Genomic DNA, 24883 nt, shown 5'->3' with positions numbered 1-24883 from the left:
GCACGATTGCCTACAAGTGAGTTTCACCCTGATAGTATGGATAGCCTGTACCTTTGCTTGAATGGAGGCGCGACCGGATGGAAGTATGAGGCGTGTATATTCAGCGCCGTCGCTTCTAGGAGGGTTGCATGAAAAATTCGGCAATTCGCCAAAAGGGTGAAACTCCGCACGTAACTAGACACTGGCAGAAAACCCGCCTTGCCCACACGGCTGAGTGCCTTCTAAGTGAAATTTCAACCTCTGGGAATGTAAAGCTATAGTTTCAAACCAATCACGCCGATTGAAGGTCTGCATTTGGCTGGATTGGGACCTGCGATACATACTGGCGAGATATACCGATGGGCATACTGAAACGTCGCAAAGGCGGCACACCTGCTAGGTCGTTGCAGAGTCGCGCGAGCGGCGGAGACCAGAAGTTCCATCTAGTACATGTAACCGGAGTTGGTTTCGCGAGAGAAATCATCAGGGCTGGTCAGATCGACGCAACACTCTGCAAAGTGTTCGAAGAGGACCTCGTCTATTTCTTTGCCATGAGGCCGGCTTACAAGTTGAGGGAAGCACAGAAACGGCAGGAGATAATCGACTATTTCCCCTTCGTCTTCCTCGTGGATGCTGATCATCTCGGGCCGCCCTTTCACGTCTATCCATTCGACACTGGCGGAGCTCTTGACGGTGCCTTCGATGACGGAGCCAGTCCCGGCGTATATCTCGAGGACTATGCACTGGAAGAAACGCTGCAGGCAGTCAACAACCATATCGAATGGGCGTTCGGCTCCGCAGCGAATTATTATGATGGAAAGGTCCGGCGAGATTTTGGTGCGGATATCCCTGACTGGGACACCGGACCCAAGACTTTCGCGAAGATCGCGCGGCTGGCTGCTGAAGGAAGCAACAGGCCAGACCGGCGAGCTTCGGCAATCGAGATCGCCTATGATCGGCACATTACATTGGATCACGTGAAATTTGCAGTACTTCCAGAGCAATTTCTGGAGAGCCCCATGGGCAATAATAGTGAGATGCTGGATAAACTGACTGACGCTGGGATTTCGTGGGACACATATCAGTGGCGCCCAAACAGGCCGCCGTCCGACTTTCACCCAGAAATTAACAAGATTGTTCGGAAATACCTTCAGGGGCAAGGAGAGCTATGAGTGATGCGCAGCTGCGGCTTTCACTGATCGGCTGGTATTCCTGCGTAAGTCACGGATACGCGTTACCGCTATTCGGGCAAAGTGTTGGCGCCAATACACTTTATATTGCCAGAACAGCTGTCTCTGGAGATCATCGCTCGACGATTGCCGCTTTTGACCTAATCGACGTAGATGACCAGCGCCGCCTTCGCAACGAAGACATCATTTCGCTCTCCGTAGGTGATCCGTGGCATGATGTATTTTTGTGGAATGGCGTTCCCTATATAGGTACTCCGGATGAACTCTGGAACGAGATTTCGCGTTATCATGCTGATGTGGCCTCCCGGGCGCCTCTTAGCATACTCGATCTCGCGCTCAACGCGCGACGTCCTGATGTTGCTCTGCTTGCAGAAAGCGCAATGAAATTTCTGCGGGACCACTATGGCGACACAAAAGCAAGAAGCTGGCGTCAGCAGTGGCTTCGCGGGCAGGCGGACATCGCCTTTCGGAGAAGACTCGTACGTGCAAACCTGTCGCAGGATTTGTCGAGGAACCTGTCGATTGAAGAGCCTGTTGTCAACATTCTGGAACTTCACGTTCCAGAAGGCCTTGAGGCACAGGCTCAACGGAAGAGCACTACGGAGATACTGAGCGAAATCTCCCCGCTTGCTGCATTCCTGGGAGCGACGATCGATACAGCGCTAACCGCACCGGCGCTGGATCTTGAGTTGCCATTGAGCGTCCCTCCTCTCTCGTCCGCAGAGGAGACCTCTATCCGCAGCGATGCTCCTGCGCTTGTGATCGTTTCCGGCAAACGAGCAGAAGAGATTGCTCGCCATCTCAAAAAATGCCTCGGAAGCGACCCGTCAAAATTGGAAATGATCATAGCGAAATCTGGTAGATTGCCAAAGAGCATCGGCGGCCGTGCCAGACCAACTGTGGCCGTGATTGTTGGTGAGGAAGACCGTAGAGATTTTCTCTCCTCCGAAGTCAGCTCTCTGTTACGTCGACAGAGTGAGGCTGGCGCGTTGATCATCATAATCCCAGCTCTCCCTCTGATGAAACCGTCAAGGCTTTTCGAGCGCGCGGACCTGTTTGAAACTAGGTCAGGATACGTTGTCCTCGATACTGCTATCGCGAGATCTCCCTTGTGGTGGGGCAATGAGAAGCGATCCATCGACAGAAGGATCTCTGATGTCATAGAGCTGGCTCTTCTGACAGCGCGGTCTTCAGTGGTCCGCCGGGAACTTCTGCATTCGTTGACCGACGAGGGCCTTATACTGTCTGTAGGAAGCCTGCTTTTCGAGAAATCTAGACGAACGTTACGCGAGCCTGCCCTCCGGCTGCCGCTCGTTTCTGAAGCTTCGTGGGTACCTGCTGATCCGAAGCTGGCAGACAAGACTGTTAAATTCTCGCTAAGGATCAATAGCGACGATATTCCAGATCTCACCAAGTCAGAGCAGGTTGTCGTCGAAGGACGTCGTCTGGAAAAAAGGTTTTCGGATTTTGCCGTCGCAGTTACCACCTCCCTGATTAGCCGCGGTCGCTCGCGATCGACGATAGACAGCTATCAGATCGAAGAAATGCGCGCAGCACCGGCGGGCCTAGCAAAGACATTGCAATTTCCGGAGGATCTTTCGCCGCTTCGAATACGGAGAGACGGCGGCACGATCAAGGTTGTAGTGACGTCGGAAACTCCCAGCCTTGACGCAGTGAAATCTGCTGACAGAGAGGGTTGGGACATCGCGCGCTATACGGACACGCCGACGTTGCGGCGATTGATCTCTGGCGAGACCGAGCAGCGTACTTTCCCGGACGAAATCGACATAGGGAAAATTAGGTCAACAGAAGTGAACAGATTGCTGGCGACACGCGGCATTGACCTCAGAGATGTAATTAGGATCAGCTTTGATGACATGTCAGAGTGGCTTGACCGACTTCCTGACGATGAACGAGATCGTGCTGTCGCTCATGTCCGGCCTCTGCGAACTGGTGCCCGGCCATATGGTGACGAGAGTAACGATCATGTTCTACGTCGAGACTTCCTGGCGCAGCGCAGTCGCGCGGCGACTGAGCTCCTGGATGTTCTCCAGCTGAGGAGTCATGCTATATCTGCAAGCGTGCCTCTGAAAAGAGCGGCCGATCTTGAAAAGTGCTGGACACGGTCTCCAGACTTTCAACGATTTGTGCTGGCCGACGGCATCGTTCCAGGCATAGTTCTGGAACTGCAAGCCGGTGAAATACCTTCGCAGGAACTTTTCGTCATCGATGGTGACGTTTCTATTCCTCTGCTTTACAGGTCTCGCGTTTTCGCAGTGTGGGCCAGAGCCACGCTGCCGAAGGCAAGTAGCTGGATGGCCCGTTTTTCCGTCACCAGCACATTTGGCGGATTTCCAATTCCGAAGCCATTCAGGATCATTAGACTGGACGAAAACCGAACTGCCTTGATATGTGATGAAATCCCCAGCTCGGTGGTCGAAGCTGTCCAGAAGATCGATAGAAGCATCGACAGAGGACTGGCTGGCCTAGCTCCGGAGAATTGGCGTGAAGCACATAGGGCGGCGAACTCAAGCAGCGCGAGGTCTGCGCTCGATGCATTCATTTGCGAGGTTTACCGCCTTCCGGAAGAGGCGAGCGATATTCACATACTTGAGCGGCTCCTCGAACTCAATGCGAAGCTCAATTAATCAACCTGCATTGGCCTGTCCGACGTTTCCTTCGAAACCTTTGCTCGCAGCTAGTTCAAGTATTTTGAGGCCCTGCTGTGCCTGCTTTGTCGTCGGCACTTTTTGCCAGTTTCCACCGGCATAACTGCTAAGGGTATGGGCGATACCGCATTGCCATGTGGCAAGGTTGCCGGTGCGCGTACCCCAGAGATGAATAGCGAACCATTCTTCCGCAGCGAGTCGCATACAGATCGACGCTGCAAGCTGAGTGTCGCCTGCTGGTTCGGCTTGCCTGGGAAGTTGCCCTGCGGGTCCATTTCCCCACTCAGGAGGGGTACTCCCTTCGAGCGGCAGTTCCAAATTTTTTACGCCGGTCCAGCAAGCCTCTTTTTTCGCCCATTCTGTGATATTGCGGCCGTCAGCGCTACTCTGGATCTGCCTGTCAATTCTGTGGGACCATGCACGCAGCAAAAGTTCGAGTTCCTCTGAAAGCGCTTGTCGCTGCCAGATAATGCTCAACGACAATCGGCCGCCGGTCCTATGCGAAAGATAAGAAACGAGGTAGGTTGCGATGTTGATACGGTAAGCGGGGAAACCTTCCTGCCTGACAATACGCTGTACGCCCAAAAAGAGGATCGTTTGCGCGATAGCTTCACGATAGAAGTTTTCATCTGGCTCCCACCTAGCTCCGCGACTTTCGCGTAACCGCTTCATGTAGGCGATAAAGTTCTTCTGAACGCCCCCACTGACGATGTGCGGAAGTCGGCTGAAGCTATTAAGATTTCGCGCCAAGTCCGTTTTCGACAGCCGGTTTGCGGGTGGCGTTCTTTCGCGGAAAGCTTTGATCCTCGCCTCAGTTGTGCCCTCGATGTTGAGCGCCGTCTGATATTGACCTCGCGATCGTTCATAAAACCAGCGTGTCTTTTCTCCGGGGGCCCAGATGCCTTTTGAAAGCCGTTCCAGAGTAATATGGAAGGGCTCATTGGACGAGAAGTCGGCTTCCTGAATGACATTCTGAGTATTTGCGAAACGCGAAATCTCCGGCACCATCTCCTCGACGCTATCTGGAGGAAGCCGAGTAATCTTGGCCGACACATGAACCCGCGAAAGGTCGAGTTTATCGCGCTTTCGAGCACGGTGGATCGAAGCAGTAGTCTGGCCGCCGTTAACAATCTGAAGGCCCTTGATTCCGACGACCATCGTGATGCCTTGCATCACATCTGTCCTCACTTCGTCGGCAGTTACGGATATGCCATTATTGTAGGCCATGAAATGCCCAGGCCTGTCTCTGATTGTATCGCGAATACCGCGGTTGACTTTGCCGGCGGCCTGGAGAAACGCACGCACGTTATACTCTAATATCGCCGGACCATATTTTTCGTAAAGTTCGAAGAGAGTGTTACCTGGGACAACCGCCAGGTAGGTCTCGTAAGGTTCACTGCCAGACGGCATCTCAACACAAGGAATCGGGGGCATGCCCAGCCTCTGGAAGTCGATATCAATGACCTCGCGTGTCTGCCCTGATCGCATTGTCCGCATGAGACGTTGCAGGTCGTAAACGTCAAAGGTGACCTCGATGCCAGCAACTGTTTCTGGATCAATGGTGCGAGCCGCGCTCAATCCGTCAGTAATGACAATGACACGTGCCTGAGGAATTCCGGCTTCCAGCGCGTCGTGGATACGCTCCATCATTTCATACTGGTCGCTGGCGGTTTCGAGTTCTTCGTGAATCTTGCGTTTTGAAGCCTGCAAAGCTCTTGCTGCCTGTCGCGCCACTCGGACAACGTCTGAACTGGAGTAGCTCGAAGGGCTTCCGCTTCCCTTCACTATGGCGACAAGCAGATCGATGCGATCACCATCATCGGATATCGAATAACCCGACAGCCGAACTATCCCGGCTCCTACTTTCTTTTCGAAGTGACACGTTATTGGGTCTTCCAGAATTCCCATCTCTGCAAGATGCTCGCTGACGATGGTCACGAACGCGTTAAAGCTGAACTCTCCCATATCAACGGTCGCTCTATCGCGTACTTCCGATCGCAGCGATTCTGAAAATTCGACAAGTTCCAGGTCTTCAGGCATCGGTGGCTCTCGTAACGAAGAGGTTTGCGACGGTTACGGCAAAGGGCTGACATGCCGATAGCTCTATTGTGTAGCTGCAGTCTCGCACACCAAGTCGCAGATCCGTGCGCGCGATGTTCGGAAAACCTGACCCAACTGAGAAAACCGCCAGATCGGCCAGAGCGAGCCTATCGGTGTAGTTGCTCCTGTGCGCGTCAATGTACCCTGCCAGCAGGAGCTTGGTGGTGAAAGCTGAGATTTGCTCTGGTGAATATTCCAGAAGCCGATTCTTTAAGGCTTCGACAAGCTCCGGAAGGGTAGCACCTCTCGCTGACTTCTGAAGTTTGAGATGTGCCAGATAAATCTGGCCGCGTGTCGTGTCGAGCTGGTCAGCATTAGCGATCGATATGACCGAAGGCGCTTGCCGTGTTGTCGTCTTGACCTCGAGAAAACGCTGATCGAGGCTAAAGTCATTGGCCTCGCCAAGTGGGCCGTCCCAAGCCTCGATCGCCTGGCTGTAGCCAACGGCTGGAGCAAGATAGTCTCCGAGCATGAGCAACTCCCCCATGAGCCCTGTGACTTGATCACGGGAGAGTCCCTCAGGGCTAAAACGGGCCATGAAGGACTGCCAAACATGGAGGCGGCTTAGAAATGCGGACATGGCAGCTGCGGCATCCAGTTCGCGTGCAGAAATCTCCGCGACATCCTGGCACAATACAGGAAAGACCTCCGAGTATGCCGGATCTGCGAGTGAAAGGACGATGCGGCCGCGCGCCGTCAGGCTCTGCCCTGGCGGTGTCGCTTCGACCATAAACCCTGGAGATCGCGGCAGCAGCCGGAATGCCGGGAAAGTTGTGACGGGAGCCTCCAGTATCAATCCGCGCGTGGCTTCTGGCTGATGAATACCTGCAAAGATGTCGAAGGCAGCTGATGGAAAAATTCGTCTGAGATGCCAGCCAGGTTCCGTGCGAGCCTCGGCATCAAGCATCGTCCAGGCTTCACGCACCACGCTCATGTGTCGCCCTCGTCATCCTCACCGACGCCGTAGAGGCTGTTGACCATGTATGTCACTGACCCTGCATTTGTGCTTTCAGGGAAACTGATAGCTAGGCCGATTGGCCCCTGTTCTACGTCAAGGAACTTATGATCAATCGGCCTATCTCCCGCAGCAAGGACCTCCTGGGACCGAGCAAGGGGGTAAATCATCAGCAGCCCGTCACGAGGTGAGCGCTGTTGCCGCAGATAGACCCCGCTTGGAGCATCTGGATCCTTGTCTGTCTTGCGGCGGCGTTTCGGCGGGTTTGACAGGGTTTGCCGAAACGCAGCCGCGTATGCATCGTCATCAAGATCTACAGCTTCATCGCGGGGATTTACGAGGCGCCTGATCACGTATCGTCCGTCTTCGCCAATAACCCGCAGTTTAGTGGCATCTGCGCCATACCCACCCTTCGGTTGACGAACAACTGTGGGTACGGAAACTGCGCCGAATTCAGCTTGCTCTTCTCCCTCGCCTCCAACCAGAAGAACTCTCCAGTTCACGAGTTCACCTTTCGTGTTCTGCGTCCGGATGTATTTTGCCAGTACCGCGGTATTGGCGCGCGCTGCGTCTTCATGGGTAGAAAAATTATCCAGGAAGGCAAGCACATGCTCAGGTGTAACGCCTGTCCAAACCTGGGAATTTTTCCAGCGGTGGATTCGGTTCCCGGGGCGGGGTTGAAAAGGGTCGGAGGTATGTTCGGCGCCACTCGACATGAGTCGTTCGATAAGAGTTTTTGCAACGCGATAGTTCTGCTCCAGCGTGGAGCGGTTGAGTGAAAATACGGTAGTTTCTGAAATATCTCCCGCATAGGAGACCTGCAGCTCGGTCCCGTGACGCATCTTGGCACGGGAGGTCACGGTCAGAGCCGGATGTTTGCGCACCCTGAGGCCGAATTGTCCAGGTGTCGCTCCAGTGGCTTCCATACGGTCAAATTCACGCCTTAACTCGTCGCTTGCCTGAGCGATGTGGCCGTACCAGTCGATGTGGTCCTGGGTCGTAAACAATCTACAAAGGTCAAGGTAACCCCGCCGATATCCGAACCAGCGCCCCATTTGCATAAGTGTGTCGTACATTGTCGACCCACGTAGAAAATATGTGACCGACAGGCCTTCGAGCGTCAGACCGCGTGCCAGTTTATCACCACCGACTGCGATGACATTTAGCCCCTGCTCCTTATTGACGTCATAGTCCAGCACGTCGCCCGAGCTGCCATTGATTTCGCGCACACTGATCGAAGTCGCTGTCGCTCTCAGGGAGCGTGCGAGGTTATCCCAGTCGACAGGTGGACAATCATCCAGATCAAGCTTGCGAGTCACACGTTCAAATTCAGTCTCCCAGAGTATCCGGAATTCATCCAGACCCGAGGCTCCACCATACCGAATTTCGTTGGCGAGCTGATCCAGGGTTTCTTGCACCTGCTGGATGACTCGTCTCTGAACAGCCCGGAATCGCGTAACGTGGACCAGCATGCTGTTGTGGACATGCATCTGGCCACGCTCACGTCTTGCGGCGATAACCAGCATGAAGCATTGAACCGCTCTCCTCAGAGACGGGGGTATTGCGTCCTGCCCGTTATAGAGCGGAACATGATCCACCTTATGAACAGGTGGCATCCACCCCTGATTCTCCTTCCGCGACGAGCTAGCTGCATGGTCTTCAACTGCTCTCAGGAGATCTGGAAGACCCGTCACCCCGTCTTCAGCATACTCATCGGTGCTTCCAAAAATTCGCGTTGCTCCGACGTAATTGTCCGGGACGGGCATGCTGACGATGAAGTCACGCGGAAAAAGATCCTGGAACTCCTTTTGCGTTTCAGCATCCGGATGAATAAAAATGTTGGCGAAAGGTGTGGCTGTGTAGGCGACGTATGACACCTGATGGAAGCGATTGACGATCTGACGGATTCTCGAATTGATCGCTGTCGGCTTGTGATTTGAGTCGGCAATACCGTTTACGAATTTCTGCGCACGCGTATCTACGGAGGCGTTGTCTGCTTCGTCATCGATGACAAGAAGAGGCATGTTTCGAAAACGTTTCACTCCATGTTCGACCGTATTGGCGGTCACATCGATCCACTCCAGGACGCTATTGAGCACGCTGACGTTCTTCTTGACCACCAGCAACAAAGGGTGTCCCCCCGGATGAATACCGAACTGCGACATGGTCTTTGAGTTGAAATCGCCTTTTTCTGTCCGATTTGTACCCCAGTCGACGATAGCTGACGGATCGATCTGGCCGGCGCCAACAATGCGCGAGGCATTTTCACCTATAGGTACGCTGATCTTTCCTATAAAGCCTTCGTCCAGACGGATCTGGGTCTGGCTCCTGAGGTTGTTGTTCATGCCTGCAAGGACGATAATAACCTTGTAGCCCGCATCAGCCGCCTTGCAGATGAGCCCCGTATAGTTGGCTGTTTTGCCTGACTGAACGTCACCGACGACCATGCCGCGCCGATCAAATCGGCTTTTCTTCGTGGGATCACCGCAAAGGTCGATTATCCGATCCGTGATCCGATCGAGAAAATTGATTGCAGACTGTGGAAGCTGCTGACGGATAAGAAGCGCCCTGTAACGCTCCCAGTATCGCCAGCTGATCGAGTCTCGTGTATCCTTCAGCCAGGGAAGATGTCCATCCTCTGCCTGCAGGATTGATGCGTCCCCGATAAAAGTGCTGAAGATCATCTCCAGCTGAGACATCGCCGCTGTTGATGACGTCGCGCTTTTCCATTCGGGAAATGCCGAAAAGAGACGGTCGAGCGTCTCGCTGATCTCCTGGCGTGTCACCGGACTGGCTGATTTTCGCTGCGAAAGCCGCAGTTGCGCCATCTGGACCAGCTCCAGTTGAAACGCCTGATCGACCAGAAGACTACTCATCAAGCTCGTCCGGCAAGCGTCGAACCGCTTCAGGATAAGATGAAAACGGCTCGAGAACCATCAATCGCTCGCGGGCATCGTTTGCTGCCAGGTTCAGATCAGCTCGCATGTGCCGGTAGAGTGAGGCGAGTGCGGCCGCCTCCTCGACAGACAGTTTCGTCGGTGCCCGGGGAGCGGTATAATCGGCAGTTTCGCTGACATCGATCCAGATGCGCTGTACTGGGACAGTTGCTTCAATTATCGCAAGCATTTCTTCGATGATGTGGCGCTTATGACCGATTGAGTCGAGCGCGTGACGAATAACGGCGTGACTGCGATCTATGCGATAGGTGACACCCTGACTGGACGGGATGGGCATCCAAGCACGAATTATCGGCTTCTTCGGCCCTCGCTTTGACACACCTGCTCTATGTGCAAATATTTCTCTGGCGTCACGTCGCACTGTTTCCGCAAGAGCCTGGAGCCTTGCTCGCAGAGCTGGAGGCGGCAATGCAATTGACTTGCGAATGTCGACCTTCCAGTCAAGGTCACCGCTTGTTGCAAGATCCAGGCGTATCCGCGCCAGCCGATGAACTCCTGTCTGTGCCCATCCGCGTCCAGGACCGAGCCCCAGCCACCCGCCAGAGACTAGCAGGCGCCGCCCGCGGTAGACAAAAAAACCTTCATGAGCCTGCCAGCCGGATGGGCCTTCGGCCCGGGCAAACTCGGTGCTCGTCATCCGGTCGCGGTGCGGCAGGACAAAGCCCTGCACTTCAACCGATCCTCCACTGTGTTCGAGCGGCTCGATGGGTGTCGGGGTCGTCGATTTGTGATGAGAGACGAAAGGATCCCAGGGTTCGATCTTCTGTGCATCATCTTCCCCATTTACCGTGATGACCAGAGGAGGATCCTTACCTTCGAGATAACGATGAAACGTCATCGCCAAATGAGCTTCCACGCTTCTTGCAAGCTTGAGAAAACGATCTCGATCAACGTGATTGTCGTTAAGCTTTCCGCCAAGCAGACGGTCAAGCCTCGCGACGATGACAACCGTTCCGCGTGGTCTGGTGACTAGAACGTCAGCGTCATCGACAATTTCCTGGGGCATCTCTCTCAGCAAGTTCCAGGAATCGACCTTTTCTACGTAGGCGAGATCCCAGATCCTTGTCTCGATATCACCGCCTGCAACCTTCGACGCGACCGCAAGGAGACTGCCCTGCGATAACGAAGCCGTCTTCAAGCCGAGACTGAATCGGCCAAGATCACCTGGTTCTCTCGGTGCCAAAGGGTGGCGACCGGCCGGACGCATCGCTTGTATGAGTTCTTCCCGCTTCATCCCGCGGCCGTTATCGGTGATGCGAATGATTGATCCGCTTCCCCGCCACTCAAAGTCGACACGTACCCGGCTCGCGCCAGCCGCTATGCTGTTGTCAATCAGGTCCGCAATTGCAGCTGCCGGCGAATAGCCAATGCCACGCAGCGATTCCAGCATCGCACTCGCTGCGGGTGGGGCGTCATCGTATGGTAGTTCGACGTTCGAGGCCAAATTCATATCAGGCGGCCACCTGCTTCGTTGCCGATGAGGAAACATTCAATCCCTCTTCAAGCTGCTTTCTGAGTGACGTCGCTACCGCCCGCCCGAGCAGAGGAGGAACGGCATTTCCGATCTGCCGGAAGGCTGCATTCATGGCTCCAGCAAATACGAAGCCATCCGGAAATGACTGAAGTCGCGCAGCTTCCCGGACGGATATCGTCCGGGACTGAGCACTATCGTAATGTATGTGTGAGTAGGTGTCTTTGCCAATATGGGCCGTCAGGGTCCTGCTGGGCTTGTCCGGCTCGAGCTTCCACCATTTATTCGGGAACTTTCCCGGATCATACGGCGGCACTTTGGAGCGCCACAGGTTATCCCATGCCTCCGAGCCGATGTCAGTATCATTCAGGCCTGCGTCGGACGCTGCCTTAATGAACATCGCCTCGGCCAGTTTGCGGGCCTGAGGATAGTCTGCGCCGTGCGGCAGAGACTCGAATATTGGAAAGTCTCTGGGCGTTATCCGCACCAGATGGCCGCCGGCTTCGTCGCCCGTTTCGAACCCGGGCCATTGCCGCATTGTCCTTGCATACTCTGTCAATCCGCGTTCAGCCGATCTATAAACCAGTGTATCATTCAGACGTCGACGTCGCATCGCGACCGGATTCAGCCGGTGCTCGTGAATCTCCGGCAGGTCGCCGAGCGCTTCGCGCGTTCCGACCGCTGCAGGTAAAAGCGCGGAAGGCTTCAGGACCTCCCTGTAATGAGGGCTGCTTTCATCGACATGCTTAAGCGCAACCCGGCGGGAGCTCTCGTACCCGCGAGGCAGTTCAAGGAAGTGTGTTGGATCAGGAAATTGCGGCGAAATCTTAAGAGTTTTAGCAATTGCTACAATGAAAAGGCGTTCCCTTATTTGTGGAACTCCGAAGTATGACGCGTTGAGGATCGTGTAAGCTGTTCGATAACCCAACTCATCCAGAGTGTCGCAAATCTCTTCGGGAACGTTATGACCGCCGAAATTGAGGATGTCAGGCACATTTTCGATGACAATTGCAAGAGGCTTTGTATCAACGACGTAATCCAAAAATCTCCTATAGAGTGCAGCTCTCGGATCTTTTTGAAAAGCATCATCGGCACCCGCGACAGCACGAAGTTTCGAACGCCCTATTCTGGCAAACGCCTGGCATGGCAGACCTGCAGCGAGAACATCGAAGGCCTTTTCGGCTGGCATACCAAGTTTGAGATCTCCGACTATTTCTTCAGCCGACGAGGCCACCATATCGCGGGGGATGGACCACGGGTCGGACGCATCCCGGCCGCCACCAAAGTTGCGGGCATAGCTGGCAGCAGCTTCAGGATCGATTTCAACGTGCGCAGTGAGACTGAAGCCAGCCGACTGCAAACCAAGTGATAAACCACCACATCCGGAACATATTTCGAGGACTCGCGGCGCAGCACCTGCGCGCAGTCGTTCTGCCTTAGCGCGCAAGATCGCCATATCAATAGGTTGCATCGCATACCTCGCATTTCAGAATTTCGTGAACACGATCGGGATTTCTCGTCTCGCACTCCCAGATCACAACCACCTTCCACCCCTGCGCTTCGAGTTCTCGTGCGTTGCGGAGGTCTCTCGCCAAATTCATTTCAAACTTGGCTGTCCAGAAGTCGACGTTCGATTTTGGTGAGTAACACAGGCGACAACCATTATGCCGATGCCAGTAACACCCATGGACAAAGAGTGCAGTTTTGCGGCTCGGGAAAACGAGATCAGGGGACCCCGGAAGATCCTTTCGGTGAAGCCGGAACCGCAGACCAAGCCGATGAGCCAGCCGCCGTACTGCCATTTCGGGCTGCGTGTTCGTGCTTTTTATACCAGCCATCATCGAGGATCGTCTGACAGGTGAAACTATGTCCATCGATCATCCACCCCAGTCGCCAGATTCGCGGACAGCAGCAGCTACGACCTCAGCCACAACATTGGGAGATTTCCGGATGACGGCTAGGAGAATCCTGGCAGACCGATCAGGCTGTCTTCTGCCCTGTTCCCAGTCCCTGACAGCCGCAACAGAAAAGCCGAAAGTCTCCGCAAAGCTTCTTTGCGTCATATGACAGCTCTGCCTGACGGACCGCACGTCAATCAATTCGTTGTACCCCGTGCAAAAACCCGCGATGAATCGTTCTGAATAATATGCGGCAATGCCGTACATGTTGCAACTATTTCCTGTGGTTCCGGGCGCTCCTGCTCAACCTCTTCTGCAATCTCCACAAACCATTCAGCATTAAAAATAGTCTCTCACCAGACAACTTTGCGCTCGCAATCTTCCGTACCGGGCAAGGCTCTACAGAACGCCCTGATATGACGGTTGATTTCCATGCGAATGGTTGCAAAATCGTAGGTGGCACTACAGACGATGGATGATGGCAATGCACTACTTCGCCTACGGCTCGAATATGGACCCAGCGCAGATGAAGAAACGCTGCCCCAGTGCGGTGCTCAGAGGTTTCGGCTACCTTGCGAATCACGAACTCTGCTTCCCGCGCACGTCGAAAAGCCGCGGTTGCGGCGTGTCCTCTGTCGAGCCGAAAATCGGCCACGACACCTGGGGGGTCGTCTGGGAGCTCTCAGCCGCAGATCTATCTGCGCTCGATAGAAACGAAGGGTATCGCCACGACAGAGACCCGGTGGCCAACGCATACAACCGTCAAACAGTGGCCATCAATTTAAACGGCGAGTCGGTCGAAGCCGAGACTTATATTGCCTCTCCTCAAAAGGGCAGTCATCTGCCGAATGCAGCTTATCTTGCACATCTGCTTGAGGGGGCGGCGCACCACGGCCTTCCCGAAACATATCGCGCATATCTGGCAGCACTTCCTCGCGACCTCTCAGCCTAAACTCATCTGCGAAGGCCATACACTACAGCGCGGTTTACAAAATCCCCCATGCCCGAAACCTCCCCCTCCCCGTCATCTCGCGCAAGCCCAGCTCCAAAACAATCCGCCGCGCCGCCTGCGGCGTCACCTCGAGCGCCTTCGCCACCATCCCGGCCGACACCAGCGGCTTCGCCATCACCAGCTCAACCAGCTCCGGCAATTTTGAAGACGTCCGCCGCCCCTCCAGTTTACGGTCCATCATCGTTTTCGCGAGCGTCAATCGGTCATGTTCCTTCAGACCGAGCTCGGCGGCCGCGATCAGGCCGTGAGCGATGGCGAGCAACCGGGTCTGGCGGTCACGATGCCGGCGCCGATCGACGGGAATGGTTTTGACGCCAAGGTTGATGGCGGCCAGATGGGCGCCGGTAGTGATGCCGGCCTGGCGCAGGATGGAGGCGGCGAACAATCGGCCGAGCCAGGGCGCGTGCTGCAAGACAGCGAGCTCGTTCCAGGCATCGAGGGCGACGATCGCCTGCAGGACCGCCGGCAGGTCTTGCGCTTGCCGAAGCACGCCGCGCCATTCGTCCAGCCGCTCGTCCTCGTCCCAGTCGAGATCATAGACCAGCGGATCGGCCGGAGCCCGGCCGGGCTTGCTGGCTCGCTCGATCGCGGCGTCAGACCGCGCGAGGATCGCATCGATGGCGGCATAGTCGACGCCGGGGAGATTTTCGACGTCACCACCATACTCCCCCTCCCCTTCCGCGTCGATCGCGACCGCGGGCCGAATGACGCCGCTTGGCTGCCCCGCCTCAGCGCCGACCGGATTAATGTCCGACGTCTGTCGCAAATTTCGGATACCATCGGCCGACAATGCCCAGCCGGGGAGTTGGGCTGCGATGCGTCGGCGGGTGCGCAGCACGTCGCGGGCGATTGTCAGCTCATGGGTCGGTGTGCGAATATCCCGGGTGGCGTCATGGAGGACCAGGTCTTCGAGATGCACGAGTTCGCCGTCGATCCACAGCGAGGCGCAGGCATCGGTAAATTGGGTGCGTTCGAGGAAGCCCTGGCCGACCGGCGAACGGGCGATACGCTCGTCGAGACGGGTGAGCGCGATTGCCGCGTCGAAAGCCGGTCGCATCAGAGCTGTCATGCTGTTTTTCGCGAGATCGTAAGCCATTGAAATTATGGTAAATGATTTCCTATAGGAACTCTATAAGAATATTACTGTTCGTCACATGGGATGACTTCTGGTTGGGTGGCTAACCATCGATAAGCAACGTTTATCGATGGTAGATTGATTTCGAGGTCCAAATCAGCAAGAGTCGGCGCAAATCACGGTCTCAGAGGCCGCCGAAACCGTCTTTCTGGAGCGCCTGTGGCCAAACCCAAAAAATCACAGACTTCCGTCGAGCGGCGCGCCGAAGAACTCGACACCATTGCCGCCGTCCTCCCGATAGAGCGCCGCGACGAACTCGCCAAGCTTCTGACCGACCAGGACGTCGAGACGCTGCGCCATCTCGTCAACCAGGGCATGGGCGACAACACGCTGCGGGCGCTGACTTCCGACCTTGCCTATCTGGAAGCCTGGGGACTGGCGGCGACCGGACGATCGCTGCCCTGGCCGGCACCCGAGGCGCTGCTTTTGAAATTCGTCGCGCATCACCTCTGGGATCCGCAGCACCGCGAGACCGATCCGGATCACGGCATGCCGGCCGACGTCGACGAAGACCTTCGGAGCCAGGGTTTTCTCAGATCCGCAGGCCCGCACGCGCCATCGACGGTGCGCCGGCGGCTGGCGAACTGGTCGACGCTGACCAGATGGCGCGGTTTTGACGGCGCCTTCGCCTCCCCTGCCCTCAAATCAGCCATTCGCCTCGCCGTTCGCGCCGTCCCCCGGACGCGGCGTCGCAAGAGCGCCAAGGCCGTCACCGGCGATGTGCTGGCAAAACTGCTGGCAACCTGCGCGACCGACAGTCTGCGCGATCTCCGTGACCGTGCAATCCTGATGGTTGCCTTTGCCTCCGGTGGTCGGCGGCGCAGCGAGATCGCCGGCCTGCGCAGCGAGCAGCTGACCGTCCAGCCGCCAATCCCGGGGGACGATGGCCCTTCCCTCCCCTCTCTCGCCATCCATCTCGGACGCACCAAGACGACCAGCGGCGACGAGGACGACGTTGTCTATCTGACCGGTCGGCCGGTGGATGCGCTGAATGCCTGGATGGTGGCCGCCAAGATCGAGAGCGGCAGCGTGTTTCGGGCGATCGGGCGATGGGGGACTGTGTCGCGACGGGCGATCGATCCGCAGTCGGTCAATGCGATCATCAAGCAGCGGGTGGAACTGGCTGGATTGGAGCCGGGGGAATTTTCCGCGCACGGGCTACGATCTGGATATCTGACCGAGGCGGCAAACCGTGGCATCCCCCTGCCCGAGGCGATGGAGCAGTCCCGCCACCGCTCGATTCAACAAGCGTCAGGTTACTACAACAACGCGACACGTCGAAGCGGGCGGGCAGCTCAAATGGTGTGATATGTGATGTTCGTATGCGACACGCGGATGCAGCGCTCTTCTGTCACGGAGGAAAGTGGCCGCTGATCGCCCAGCATCCCATGCCGAGGCGGGGAATTTCGCGGCCGTCCCAGACGGTCACACGCGCTTCACGCCGCGCTCAATTCCTGACATATTTGCAGAGAGGCAGCCAACCGTCATGGATATCGCGTCATGAACTTGGAAACACGTGAAAAAGGAACATGCGCGCACCTACCGGATCCGTCACAGGCCTCTGCTCGGCGTCCGCCACAATGTTTGCAGTCGGAATGGCCTTTCTGGGTTACTGGGGGGTATATGAACATGGGGCCTGGCATTCATTCGACTATTTTGTGATGGGTCTGGCTATCATCGGATTTGCAGCACTTGGTTCCGTGCCCTGGATTGTGACTACACCTGTAGCGGAGGACGATGCAGACAAAGTCGTCGTCGCCAGGCGAGCGATGGTACTGGGGACGGCGTTAATCTGGATGGCCGTCTGTATTGCCCTATTTACCTGAATTGCCCTGCGTGACCCCACGCGACCGCAATATGAATCCGCTTGACGCGATAGGGCCCGACCGAGCATTTCCCCTCGAGCGCCTCCGTCGCACCGTTCATCTTATGGTCCGCGAAAAGCTCGCTGAAAAAGAACTCCTGGCCCGGTTGCCTCACCAATGGTGATGGTTTCGTAAGCCTACCTGGTCTACATCAACGCCAGCCACTGTCGTAACGATAGCCTGAGCCGTCAAAATCGCGATAGCCGGAGTTGTCCTCATAACGCGGACCACCGCTATAACGGTAGCCCGGGTCACCGCGATAACCGACATTCCCTTCATAGCGCGGGCCGCCGCTGTAGCGATTATCTGCACCATCATCATACCGCGGACGATCCCTGCCCTCGATGAGAGCACCGGCAACCAGTCCGCCAATGAGCCCAGCCGCCAGCCCACCAACGATGGCAGCACCCCTGTCGCCGTCCCGGTGATCGCGATAATCATGTGCGCTCGGGGAGCCATATGACGTGAAGATGCTGCCGGCCGCGACCAGTGTGGCAAGTGTCGAGAGAATGATCTTTTTCATCGGCTACTCCATCGAACCCTGTGGTGGGAGGTAAGGCTCTTTCTGGTGACTTGATGACATTAGCGCGCTGAACAGGCTGTGAATATTGCGTTTCGCTGTCGTTCATCGAGCGTTGGAGTTAGGGCACCACGCCATCGGCCGTGGGTTGAAGATGGCGTTCCGAACGACCGGCGCGGCGAGCCGTTAGGCGCACAGCAATGTGAACGCCGCGCGACGCGCCAACTGACGCAGCCCAAACACCAACATGCAATCCTTGCAATTGCGGAATTATCCTCCATAAATGCAAGGATGATTGAACGCCGAATATCTACAAAACTGATTGAGTTGCCGACCTGACGCGGGCCAATGAGCGCAACGGCGGGGCTCGAATCGAGTTTTGGACGGCGCAAGGCGGATATGACGTTCGTATCGATCAGGAACATCAGAGATCAACGTCTTGGGCCCCCTTTACTGACGAATGCTGTACAAACCGCCGCTATAGACGGCAGAGAGCGCTGTTGGACGAAGCGCGTCCTCAGGCCATACGGCTTGTGAGTGCCGGTTGTGACGCAGCCGAACGAGGCGCGTTTGATTGGCGACATATGGGTTTGCTGCCCTTTGGATATAGTCGATTATAACCTTTCAAGGTGCTCTCTGGGTCTCCGCGAGCACCTTCGATCCATTGCATGAGCGATAGAATTCATTTCTATCTCATCGCAATGCATTATAGTGAGTTATAGAAAAGGTGCCTATAACTCATGAACTGGAACTGGACGCAGGAAGGTTGGCCGCATTTCATCTATGATCATGCGCCGCTTGAACCACTCGAACGCCGATTCCTTCTGTCCTCGGGGGAAGTCATCGGCGCAGTCCGTCATGTCGGCGATGAGGAACGCAATCTGCTTCGTATCGAGCTTTTAAGCGACGAGGCAGTGAAAACCTCCGAGATTGAGGGCGAAATGCTTGATCGGTTGAGCGTGCAATCCTCATTGCGCCGCCAGTTCGGTCTCGATGCCGACAATCGGCCATCAACTCCGCAAGAGCGCGGCATCGCGGAAATGATGGTCGATGTGTACGACACTTGGTCGGCCCCGCTCAATGATGAAACCCTGTTTCGCTGGAACGGCATGTTGATGACAGGCAATCGCCATCTTGGAGCGATCGGCGCATATCGAACGCATGAAGATGCCATGCGGATTGTGTCCGGCCGTCTGGACAATCCGACCGTCCACTATGAGGCTCCACCATCAGGGCAGGTCCCGGCGGAAATGGCGGCCTACACCGAGTGGTTCAACAAAACGGCGCCGCACGGTGAACTCCCCTTGCCCGCGCTCACCCGTGCCGGCATAGGCCATTTGCACTTCGAAAGCATCCATCCGTTTGAAGATGGAAATGGCAGGCTTGGCCGAGCGCTCGCCGAAAAATCGCTTGCCCAAAATATCGGGCAACCGAGCTTGATTGCACTTGCCTACACGATCGAGAATGGCCGGAAAGCCTATTACGATCAGCTCGAACGGCATCAGCGCACGCTCGATATCACCGAATGGCTGGTGTATTTTGCGGGAACCATCCTTGATGCACAACAGACCACCTTGATGCGGGTGGCCTTCTACATCAGCAAGGCGCAATTCTATGACAGGTTCCGCGGGCAATTCAACGAGCGCCAGGAGAAGGCCCTCGCTCGGATGTTCCGAGAAGGTCCTGGGGGGTTTAAAGGCGGATTGAGCGCTGAGAATTACATTTCGATAACGCGGACCTCGCGAGCGACAGCGACGCGCGATCTTCATGACTTGGTGGAGAAAGAAGCGCTCACGCGCACCGGTGATCGCCGGCACGCACGCTATGCACTAAATCTGCCCTGATTAAGAAAAAGAGATAGATCCCAACCGCCGCGTCCCCTTGGACAAAGGACCGAAGAGGCCGAACCAGTCGAGGCGACACGGGGGCCCAAAAAAAGTCATGCAATGCGGCGGATGTGAAGTCATCGAGCAATTCGCGCGCATGCCGCGATTGAAACGATTGCGTGTTCAAACGCTGCATCATTGCGTTTCTTAAAGCCGTGTCGCAGAAGGTAACAGCTGTTACTTTTTTAGGCCCCGCCTATCACGATCGCGCTCGGCCCTCTGTCCGCAAGTCATTCTCGCTGCCACCGCTCCAGCATCAAGTGCACGCTACGCCATAGTGTCGACGTCGCCAGTGGCACCGATTTCTGCCGCCCTGCGCCGGACCCTTCCACGTCTCTTACGCCTTGAAAGTCAGAGCGCTCGGCACCTACCCGAGCTCCAGGAAGCAGTGTCGCCTTTGGTGATTGAGCATTTTGAAGAAGGAGAAGGGGCACATCCTTGTCGGCACGCAACGCCCAAAAGGTAACAGCTGTTACCTTTTGGGTTTCTCGTTAAGATCGCCTGGTTGGTCCAACGCGAGCGACAAAAACATTCACGATGATGACAGCGCGAAACGGGCGTGTCGACCGGATCCTGCCCACGGACCTCTCCGTCCGTGGATAGGCAACTTTCATTTCAGAAGCGACGATAGGCAACCCTCCACCCGTCGATCTCTCCAGCAAGACGGCCTGCAGCACCCATCGCGCAAACGCCATTGCCGGCCTTCCTGGAACTTCTTTTGCATGGCGGGTGCCGCACGCCCCGACTGACGTTCGGTCCCTTTAAGCAGCAATGCACATGATCTCTGAGCGGGCCACAGGCGGGCCGAGACAGGTGGCATGGGTTGCTGAATGAACATTCGAAGACGTCCTTCTTCACGACTCTCCCTCACTCTCATCATAAACTCCATCCCTCGCGCACGCTCAGCTGCCACCCCGCAGCATCATGGACGTATATGCGAACGTCCTTACCCAATGCCCTCGCCGTGGGCCGCCCCCGCTCCTTCGAATTCGTCTATGCCCGCCAACATCCACGTTCTTCCTCGAGCGGAGTGGCTCCAAGGACGCGCAAAAATTCATCCCCGAAAAGTATGAACCACGCAGCCAGAGAGCGAGATCGCAACCGCCAGAACCGTCGACGCTGGGCTATCACCGGCAACACATTCAGATCTGAGGGGTGCCCTCGATCGGCAGCCAAGCAGATCCCATTTCAATCGACAGTAGGAATGGCAGTTCTCGGCAACAGCTTTGTCTGAAGTTACTTCAGGGCAGTTGTACCGCCCTCGCCGTCTTGTTGCGGAAGCCAGATGGATATGGCTGCATCGACGTCGGGCGAAAATGGATACCCGACGAAACGACCACTCTTCCTGTATTCGCCCGCCCCGTTGCCGCCCATCCGCCCCAGATGGCGAGGCCACGCCCCTGAACTCGATCCATTCCTGCGGCGGCTTCGCCCCAAAACCTCGTCGCGATTAATCCGTCCCGCAAGGCCAAGGGCAGGGTAACAGCTGTTACTTTTCGCCTATCTATCCCGTGTGTTCATCTCGCTTTCCGCAAGACCGTAAAGGCTTTTCGAGAGGTGAAGACTTCCATCGACAGCCCGGTCGACCATTGCACGGAAATAGCCCCCGGGCTTTGCAATTAGCTCCGGGTCGCGCAAGGATTTTTCGAGCACGGTCGCCAAGATGGCGGACGCAGCATATCGGCCGACCCTGCCTACACCGTCTACCCATGCAGTCTCCGACAGGCCGATCATGCGCCGCATCGTTTCAGCCGCCCCGACTACATCGGACCATCCGTCAAACTCCACGCTGACACATTCCTGCGCCGCGCGGCACCCAACCTGAAGCAAACCAATCGGCACCGCAGCTAGAACGACACCTTGGATATCACCAACCGTCTTTTCCGCCTGCCGCAATCGGGATTGCATGTCACCCGCAGCCGCTTCAGGCTTATTTTCATAAGCCATATCGGCGGCGTAGCCGACGTTAGTGGAAATTATGTCTCGCTCGTTAGAGCGGGTCCGTTGATTACTATCAGGAAGGTTTTTAGGGATTGTATTAATATTAGAGGTGACGCCGATGTCACCCGCGCATGACATATCTTGCTCCCGGAAGCGTTGCTCCGCGTACTCAAGAACCTCTCCGTGGAGTGATTCGAGACCGCTTGCCTGGTCTGCCCGGCCGGCTACGGCATCGATGATTGCTTGTGCGGCGCTCCTCCAGATGTCTGCCTTTTCCGGGAACGCCTCGCAGGCATCGATGATTGCTCTGGAAAACCGCGTGACCGCGCGACGTGCATCCTGGCTGGCCTTGAGTTCCCTCTGGTAGTTCTCGACGCTCTCCCTGATCTCTGCGAGCCGCACGCGCGCCGGCGTGAAATCAAGCCCGAAGCCGCTGGCAACCATCCCGTCATTGTCGCGGTACACGAAACGCCGGCCGGTCGGACTGTCACGGTAGGCGGCGATCCCAGCCTCAACGATCCTGCGCAGGCAACGCATCACTGTGCGTTCGGAGCGCAGCGTGTATTCGGCGAGCTTGGCGTTCGAGATGGCAACGATCGGTCGCCCGGCGCCTTTCCAGTCATCGGCGCGCGAGAGGCCAAGGAGAATGTCCAGGACATGATAGGTCGTGCCGTCGATCCCAAGGATCGGCGCTGCCTTTTTCAACAGGAGAGAGATCTCCGACTTCGAGGTGTCCGGTATGTCGTTGGCCATCGCCATCCGCGCGCTTGCGAGAATGGCCGGACTGACGCGTCTGAACGATGCGATTGCCGTTGCTTCTGTCATGGGCTAGCTGCCCGCAACGCCTTGGCGTGCGGCTCCATCGAGATTCTTGTTGATGAAAGCCAGCAGACGGGCACAGTTTTTCATTCCCGGCTGTTACGCAGGGGTTGATTGTGCCAGCGGTCCGTCATAGAATCAGTTTGTAAGAGCTGATGTCGACGGGACGTTTTCGTACTGTCGGCTAGGATTCAAGGGTTCGCCGATTGCCGTCGGTGGGCCCTTTCCTATTTCTGAATTAGCCTACCCCATCGGCGTCTCTCCCGTTTGCTTTCGGTACTCCTCCACCAGCGCCGGAAGCCTTTCGACGAGCCAGGCCGAGAGGCCCGGCACCTTGCTTTCCGGAATCGTGATAAGCGTTGAAGAACGCGAAGATTTCGCGGTGATCACGGCGCCGCCGCCGAGGTCGACCTCTTCGCCCTGGTTTCCCCTAGCCGCCTTGTGTTCGAGCGCGCTCATCAGCGCGGCGAAGCGCTGGTCACTCGTGGCAGCGGCCCATACAGCCGTCGAAGTCAGCTTATCAATGATCGTCTGGGCCGCAGCCGGTGCCTTGCCATCCTTGAATTGGGCGGCGAGCTTTTCCCACTTGGGGCGGCCGATCGAAGGAGCCGGACCAATGATGCCGATCAGTTCGGCGGGGACCTGTTCGGCGATTCCAATCAGCATCGAAACGTAGGTCAGCTTGCCATCCGCCCTGCCGAGCGCGGCGGCGATCGTCTCCCGCCGAAAGCCGCGCGCCTTGAGGGTCGCGGCAAAGAACGCCTGCTCGATGAAGGAGAGATTGGCGCGTTCGGTATTCTCGATACCTTGAGCGACCACCAGTTCATCGTCGGTAAGATCGCGGACGATCGCTTTCACCGGCCGTTCAAGGATCTGACAGGCGCGCAAGCGCCTGTGGCCGTAAGCGACCTGAAAGTAGCCCTGCTTGTCGGGGGAGGGGCGAACGAGGATGGGAAGTCTCTGGCCGCTTTCCCGAATGCCCTCGACGAAACCCTGGAAATTCGGATCTCCCTCGATATCGAGGCGGTCCCTGACAAAGGAGGGAACGACAAGAGCGGAGTCAATTTCGACAATGGCTTCCGAGCCGCTCAATTGCAGGCGGAGGCGTTCATTCTCCTCCTCGACGGCAACGAAGGCCCGGTCCATCGACTTGACGGCTCCAGATCCGACCTTCACCGCAGGCCCAGCTGAGATTTGCTTGGCAAGTTCCGCGGAATCGACATTCGCGAACAGACTTTTCATCCGACTGGAGCGTTCTTTGGCATTCGTCATGACCGTCCCCATACCGATTTGAGGTGGTTGAAGATCTCGAGATTGACTGCGTCGACGGAATCCAGGGCGCGCGTGAGCGTGTCTCGACCAACCGAACCACGCGCCATTTCGTAAAGGCTCTTCTTCTCAAGGCCGGCGCTGGCAATCGCGGTCGTGTCCACCACCGCTGGCGCCAGCACGTCCTCGCCGAACAGGGAGCGCAGGAGCGCGACGACGTTCACCTGCGGGACGTCGTTCGGATTGTGCCTGGTGATGACATATCGGATGAAATCGTGTTCCAGAACACCGCCACGCTCCTCGATGACGTGCATGACATCGCTCATCATTGCCAGGAACTGGTTCATGCTGGCAACGTCGATCATCGCCGGATGAACGGTGATCAGCAGCGAGGTCGCCGCACAAAGCGCGCCCAGGGTCAGATAGCCCAGTTGCGGCGGCGCGTCGATGACGACGACATCGTAGTCTTCCTCGACGCTGTTTATGACGGCGCCGAGCCGCCGGAAGAAGATCCCGTCGCCGCGCCCGCCGCCGCTTGCGATCGCCTGCGGCGTCTCATGCTCGTATTCCATGAGCTCCAGGTTGCCGGGTATGAGATCGATTCCGTCAAAATAGGTTTTGCGAATGACGTCGCGCATCGGCCGGCGGTTGTCGTCGTCATAGCGAATCGCCGCATATATGGTCTCGTTGTCGCTGACATCGAACTCCGGCTGATAGCCGAACATGGCCGACAAGGATGCCTGCGGGTCAAGATCGATCGCGAGCACCCGCAAACCCGTCAGAGCAAGATAATGGGCGAGATGAACGGTCGTCGTCGTTTTGGCCGATCCGCCCTTGAAGTTCGCAACCGCGATAACCTGCAACTTCTCACCGGGACGCCGGCGCGGAAAGAAATCCAAGGCTTCCATGGGCCGCTTCACCGCCAGGTATCGACGGATCTCATTGACCTGGGCGAGCGTGTAGCTCCTGCGGCCATTCTCCAGCCTCTCGGGCATTGCGCCTTCGCCGTCCAACGACATCTGTCGGAGCGTCGATTCGGCGATCCCAAGCATGGTGGCCACGTCGCGCGAGGTAAAGGTGCGCAACGATTTCATCGCCTCCGGCGGATACATATGGGTGCGAAGAGACTGCAACTGCGCTGACAACATCTGCGCTTGGCGTGTAATCTTCGCAGCGGAGGATTCGCTCGTTGGCTTGCGGGTCGTCATCTGATCCAT

18 protein-coding genes are annotated in these 24883 nt (G+C 56.6%); 6 read left to right on the top strand and 12 right to left on the bottom strand.

Annotated features, from left to right (window positions below):
• Nucleotides 1-338: 338 nt before the first annotated feature.
• Together AC25BC_RS30885 and AC25BC_RS30880 are read left to right on the top strand one after the other, a co-directional pair.
• Nucleotides 339-1151, top strand: a complete 813-nt coding sequence (locus AC25BC_RS30885; RefSeq protein WP_128439463.1) for a hypothetical protein — start codon at nucleotides 339-341, stop codon at nucleotides 1149-1151.
• Nucleotides 1148-3817, top strand: a complete 2670-nt coding sequence (locus AC25BC_RS30880) for a hypothetical protein (protein ID WP_128439462.1) — start codon at nucleotides 1148-1150, stop codon at nucleotides 3815-3817. Before AC25BC_RS30885 ends, AC25BC_RS30880 begins: the two co-directional genes overlap by 4 nt.
• Here the strand turns inward: AC25BC_RS30880 and AC25BC_RS30875 are convergent, their stop codons facing one another.
• From AC25BC_RS30875 to AC25BC_RS30845, 7 genes are all read right to left on the bottom strand, one after another.
• Nucleotides 3818-5878: an AIPR family protein gene (locus tag AC25BC_RS30875; protein WP_128439461.1), complete on the bottom strand. Its 2061-nt coding sequence runs from the start codon at nucleotides 5876-5878 to the stop codon at nucleotides 3818-3820.
• Nucleotides 5871-6872, bottom strand: coding sequence for a PD-(D/E)XK motif protein (locus tag AC25BC_RS30870; protein WP_128439460.1), 1002 nt, complete (start codon nucleotides 6870-6872; stop codon nucleotides 5871-5873). Before AC25BC_RS30870 ends, AC25BC_RS30875 begins: the two co-directional genes overlap by 8 nt.
• A complete protein-coding gene (locus tag AC25BC_RS30865) occupies nucleotides 6869-9769 on the bottom strand; it encodes a Z1 domain-containing protein (protein WP_128439459.1) in 2901 nt (966 codons plus the stop codon). The genes AC25BC_RS30870 and AC25BC_RS30865 overlap by 4 nt, the downstream gene beginning before the upstream one ends.
• Nucleotides 9762-11240 carry an ATP-binding protein gene (locus AC25BC_RS30860; protein WP_164903016.1) on the bottom strand — a complete coding sequence of 493 codons (1479 nt, stop codon included), beginning with the start codon at nucleotides 11238-11240 and terminating at the stop codon, nucleotides 9762-9764. Before AC25BC_RS30860 ends, AC25BC_RS30865 begins: the two co-directional genes overlap by 8 nt.
• A gap of 61 nt (nucleotides 11241-11301) precedes the next feature.
• On the bottom strand, nucleotides 11302-12792 hold the full coding sequence (locus AC25BC_RS30855; RefSeq protein ID WP_128439457.1) for a DNA cytosine methyltransferase: 1491 nt from the start codon (nucleotides 12790-12792) through the stop codon (nucleotides 11302-11304).
• The gene (locus AC25BC_RS30850) at nucleotides 12779-13195 is read right to left on the bottom strand and encodes a very short patch repair endonuclease (protein ID WP_128439456.1); all 417 of its coding nucleotides are present in this window, start codon (nucleotides 13193-13195) and stop codon (nucleotides 12779-12781) included. Before AC25BC_RS30850 ends, AC25BC_RS30855 begins: the two co-directional genes overlap by 14 nt.
• 3 nt (nucleotides 13196-13198) lie before the next feature.
• Complete coding sequence (locus tag AC25BC_RS30845) at nucleotides 13199-13486, bottom strand: helix-turn-helix domain-containing protein (protein ID WP_128439455.1); 288 nt, start codon at nucleotides 13484-13486, stop codon at nucleotides 13199-13201.
• Nucleotides 13487-13703: 217 nt separating this feature from the next.
• Between AC25BC_RS30845 and AC25BC_RS30840 the strand changes: the two genes are divergently transcribed.
• A complete protein-coding gene (locus AC25BC_RS30840) occupies nucleotides 13704-14171 on the top strand; it encodes a gamma-glutamylcyclotransferase family protein (protein ID WP_164903015.1) in 468 nt (155 codons plus the stop codon).
• Between the two features lie 34 nt (nucleotides 14172-14205).
• On the opposite strand, the gene AC25BC_RS30835 is transcribed toward AC25BC_RS30840, so the two are convergent.
• Entirely contained in the window at nucleotides 14206-15336 is a 1131-nt protein-coding gene (locus AC25BC_RS30835) for an RHE_PE00001 family protein (protein WP_164903022.1), read from the bottom strand.
• Nucleotides 15337-15525: 189 nt separating this feature from the next.
• Between AC25BC_RS30835 and AC25BC_RS30830 the strand changes: the two genes are divergently transcribed.
• Both AC25BC_RS30830 and AC25BC_RS30825 read left to right on the top strand, forming a co-directional pair.
• Nucleotides 15526-16674 carry a site-specific integrase gene (locus tag AC25BC_RS30830; protein WP_128439452.1) on the top strand — a complete coding sequence of 383 codons (1149 nt, stop codon included), beginning with the start codon at nucleotides 15526-15528 and terminating at the stop codon, nucleotides 16672-16674.
• A 221-nt stretch (nucleotides 16675-16895) separates the two neighbouring features.
• Entirely contained in the window at nucleotides 16896-17192 is a 297-nt protein-coding gene (locus AC25BC_RS30825; RefSeq protein WP_012760231.1) for a hypothetical protein, read from the top strand.
• 190 nt (nucleotides 17193-17382) lie between these two features.
• On the opposite strand, the gene AC25BC_RS30820 is transcribed toward AC25BC_RS30825, so the two are convergent.
• Nucleotides 17383-17754, bottom strand: a complete 372-nt coding sequence (locus AC25BC_RS30820; protein ID WP_128439451.1) for a hypothetical protein — start codon at nucleotides 17752-17754, stop codon at nucleotides 17383-17385.
• Nucleotides 17755-18491: 737 nt separating this feature from the next.
• Here AC25BC_RS30820 and AC25BC_RS30815 point away from each other — a divergent pair.
• Entirely contained in the window at nucleotides 18492-19595 is a 1104-nt protein-coding gene (locus AC25BC_RS30815) for a Fic family protein (protein ID WP_128439450.1), read from the top strand.
• A 1542-nt stretch (nucleotides 19596-21137) separates the two neighbouring features.
• Here AC25BC_RS30815 and repC read toward each other — a convergent pair.
• The 3 genes from repC to repA all read right to left on the bottom strand — a co-directional run bounded on the left by repC (nucleotide 21138) and on the right by repA (nucleotide 24883).
• The gene (gene repC / locus AC25BC_RS30810) at nucleotides 21138-22403 is read right to left on the bottom strand and encodes a plasmid replication protein RepC (RefSeq protein ID WP_128439449.1); all 1266 of its coding nucleotides are present in this window, start codon (nucleotides 22401-22403) and stop codon (nucleotides 21138-21140) included.
• A 237-nt stretch (nucleotides 22404-22640) separates the two neighbouring features.
• Entirely contained in the window at nucleotides 22641-23681 is a 1041-nt protein-coding gene (gene repB / locus AC25BC_RS30805) for a plasmid partitioning protein RepB (protein ID WP_017997447.1), read from the bottom strand.
• Nucleotides 23666-24883 (bottom strand): plasmid partitioning protein RepA, encoded by a 1218-nt coding sequence (repA, locus tag AC25BC_RS30800; protein WP_012760236.1) that lies wholly within the window; start codon nucleotides 24881-24883, stop codon nucleotides 23666-23668. The genes repB and repA overlap by 16 nt, the downstream gene beginning before the upstream one ends.

It is taken from the genome of Rhizobium sp. WSM409 (genome assembly GCF_057653825.1).
The sequence above is the reverse complement of the archived record's forward strand: the minus strand, read 5'-3'. Positions and strand labels throughout refer to the sequence as shown.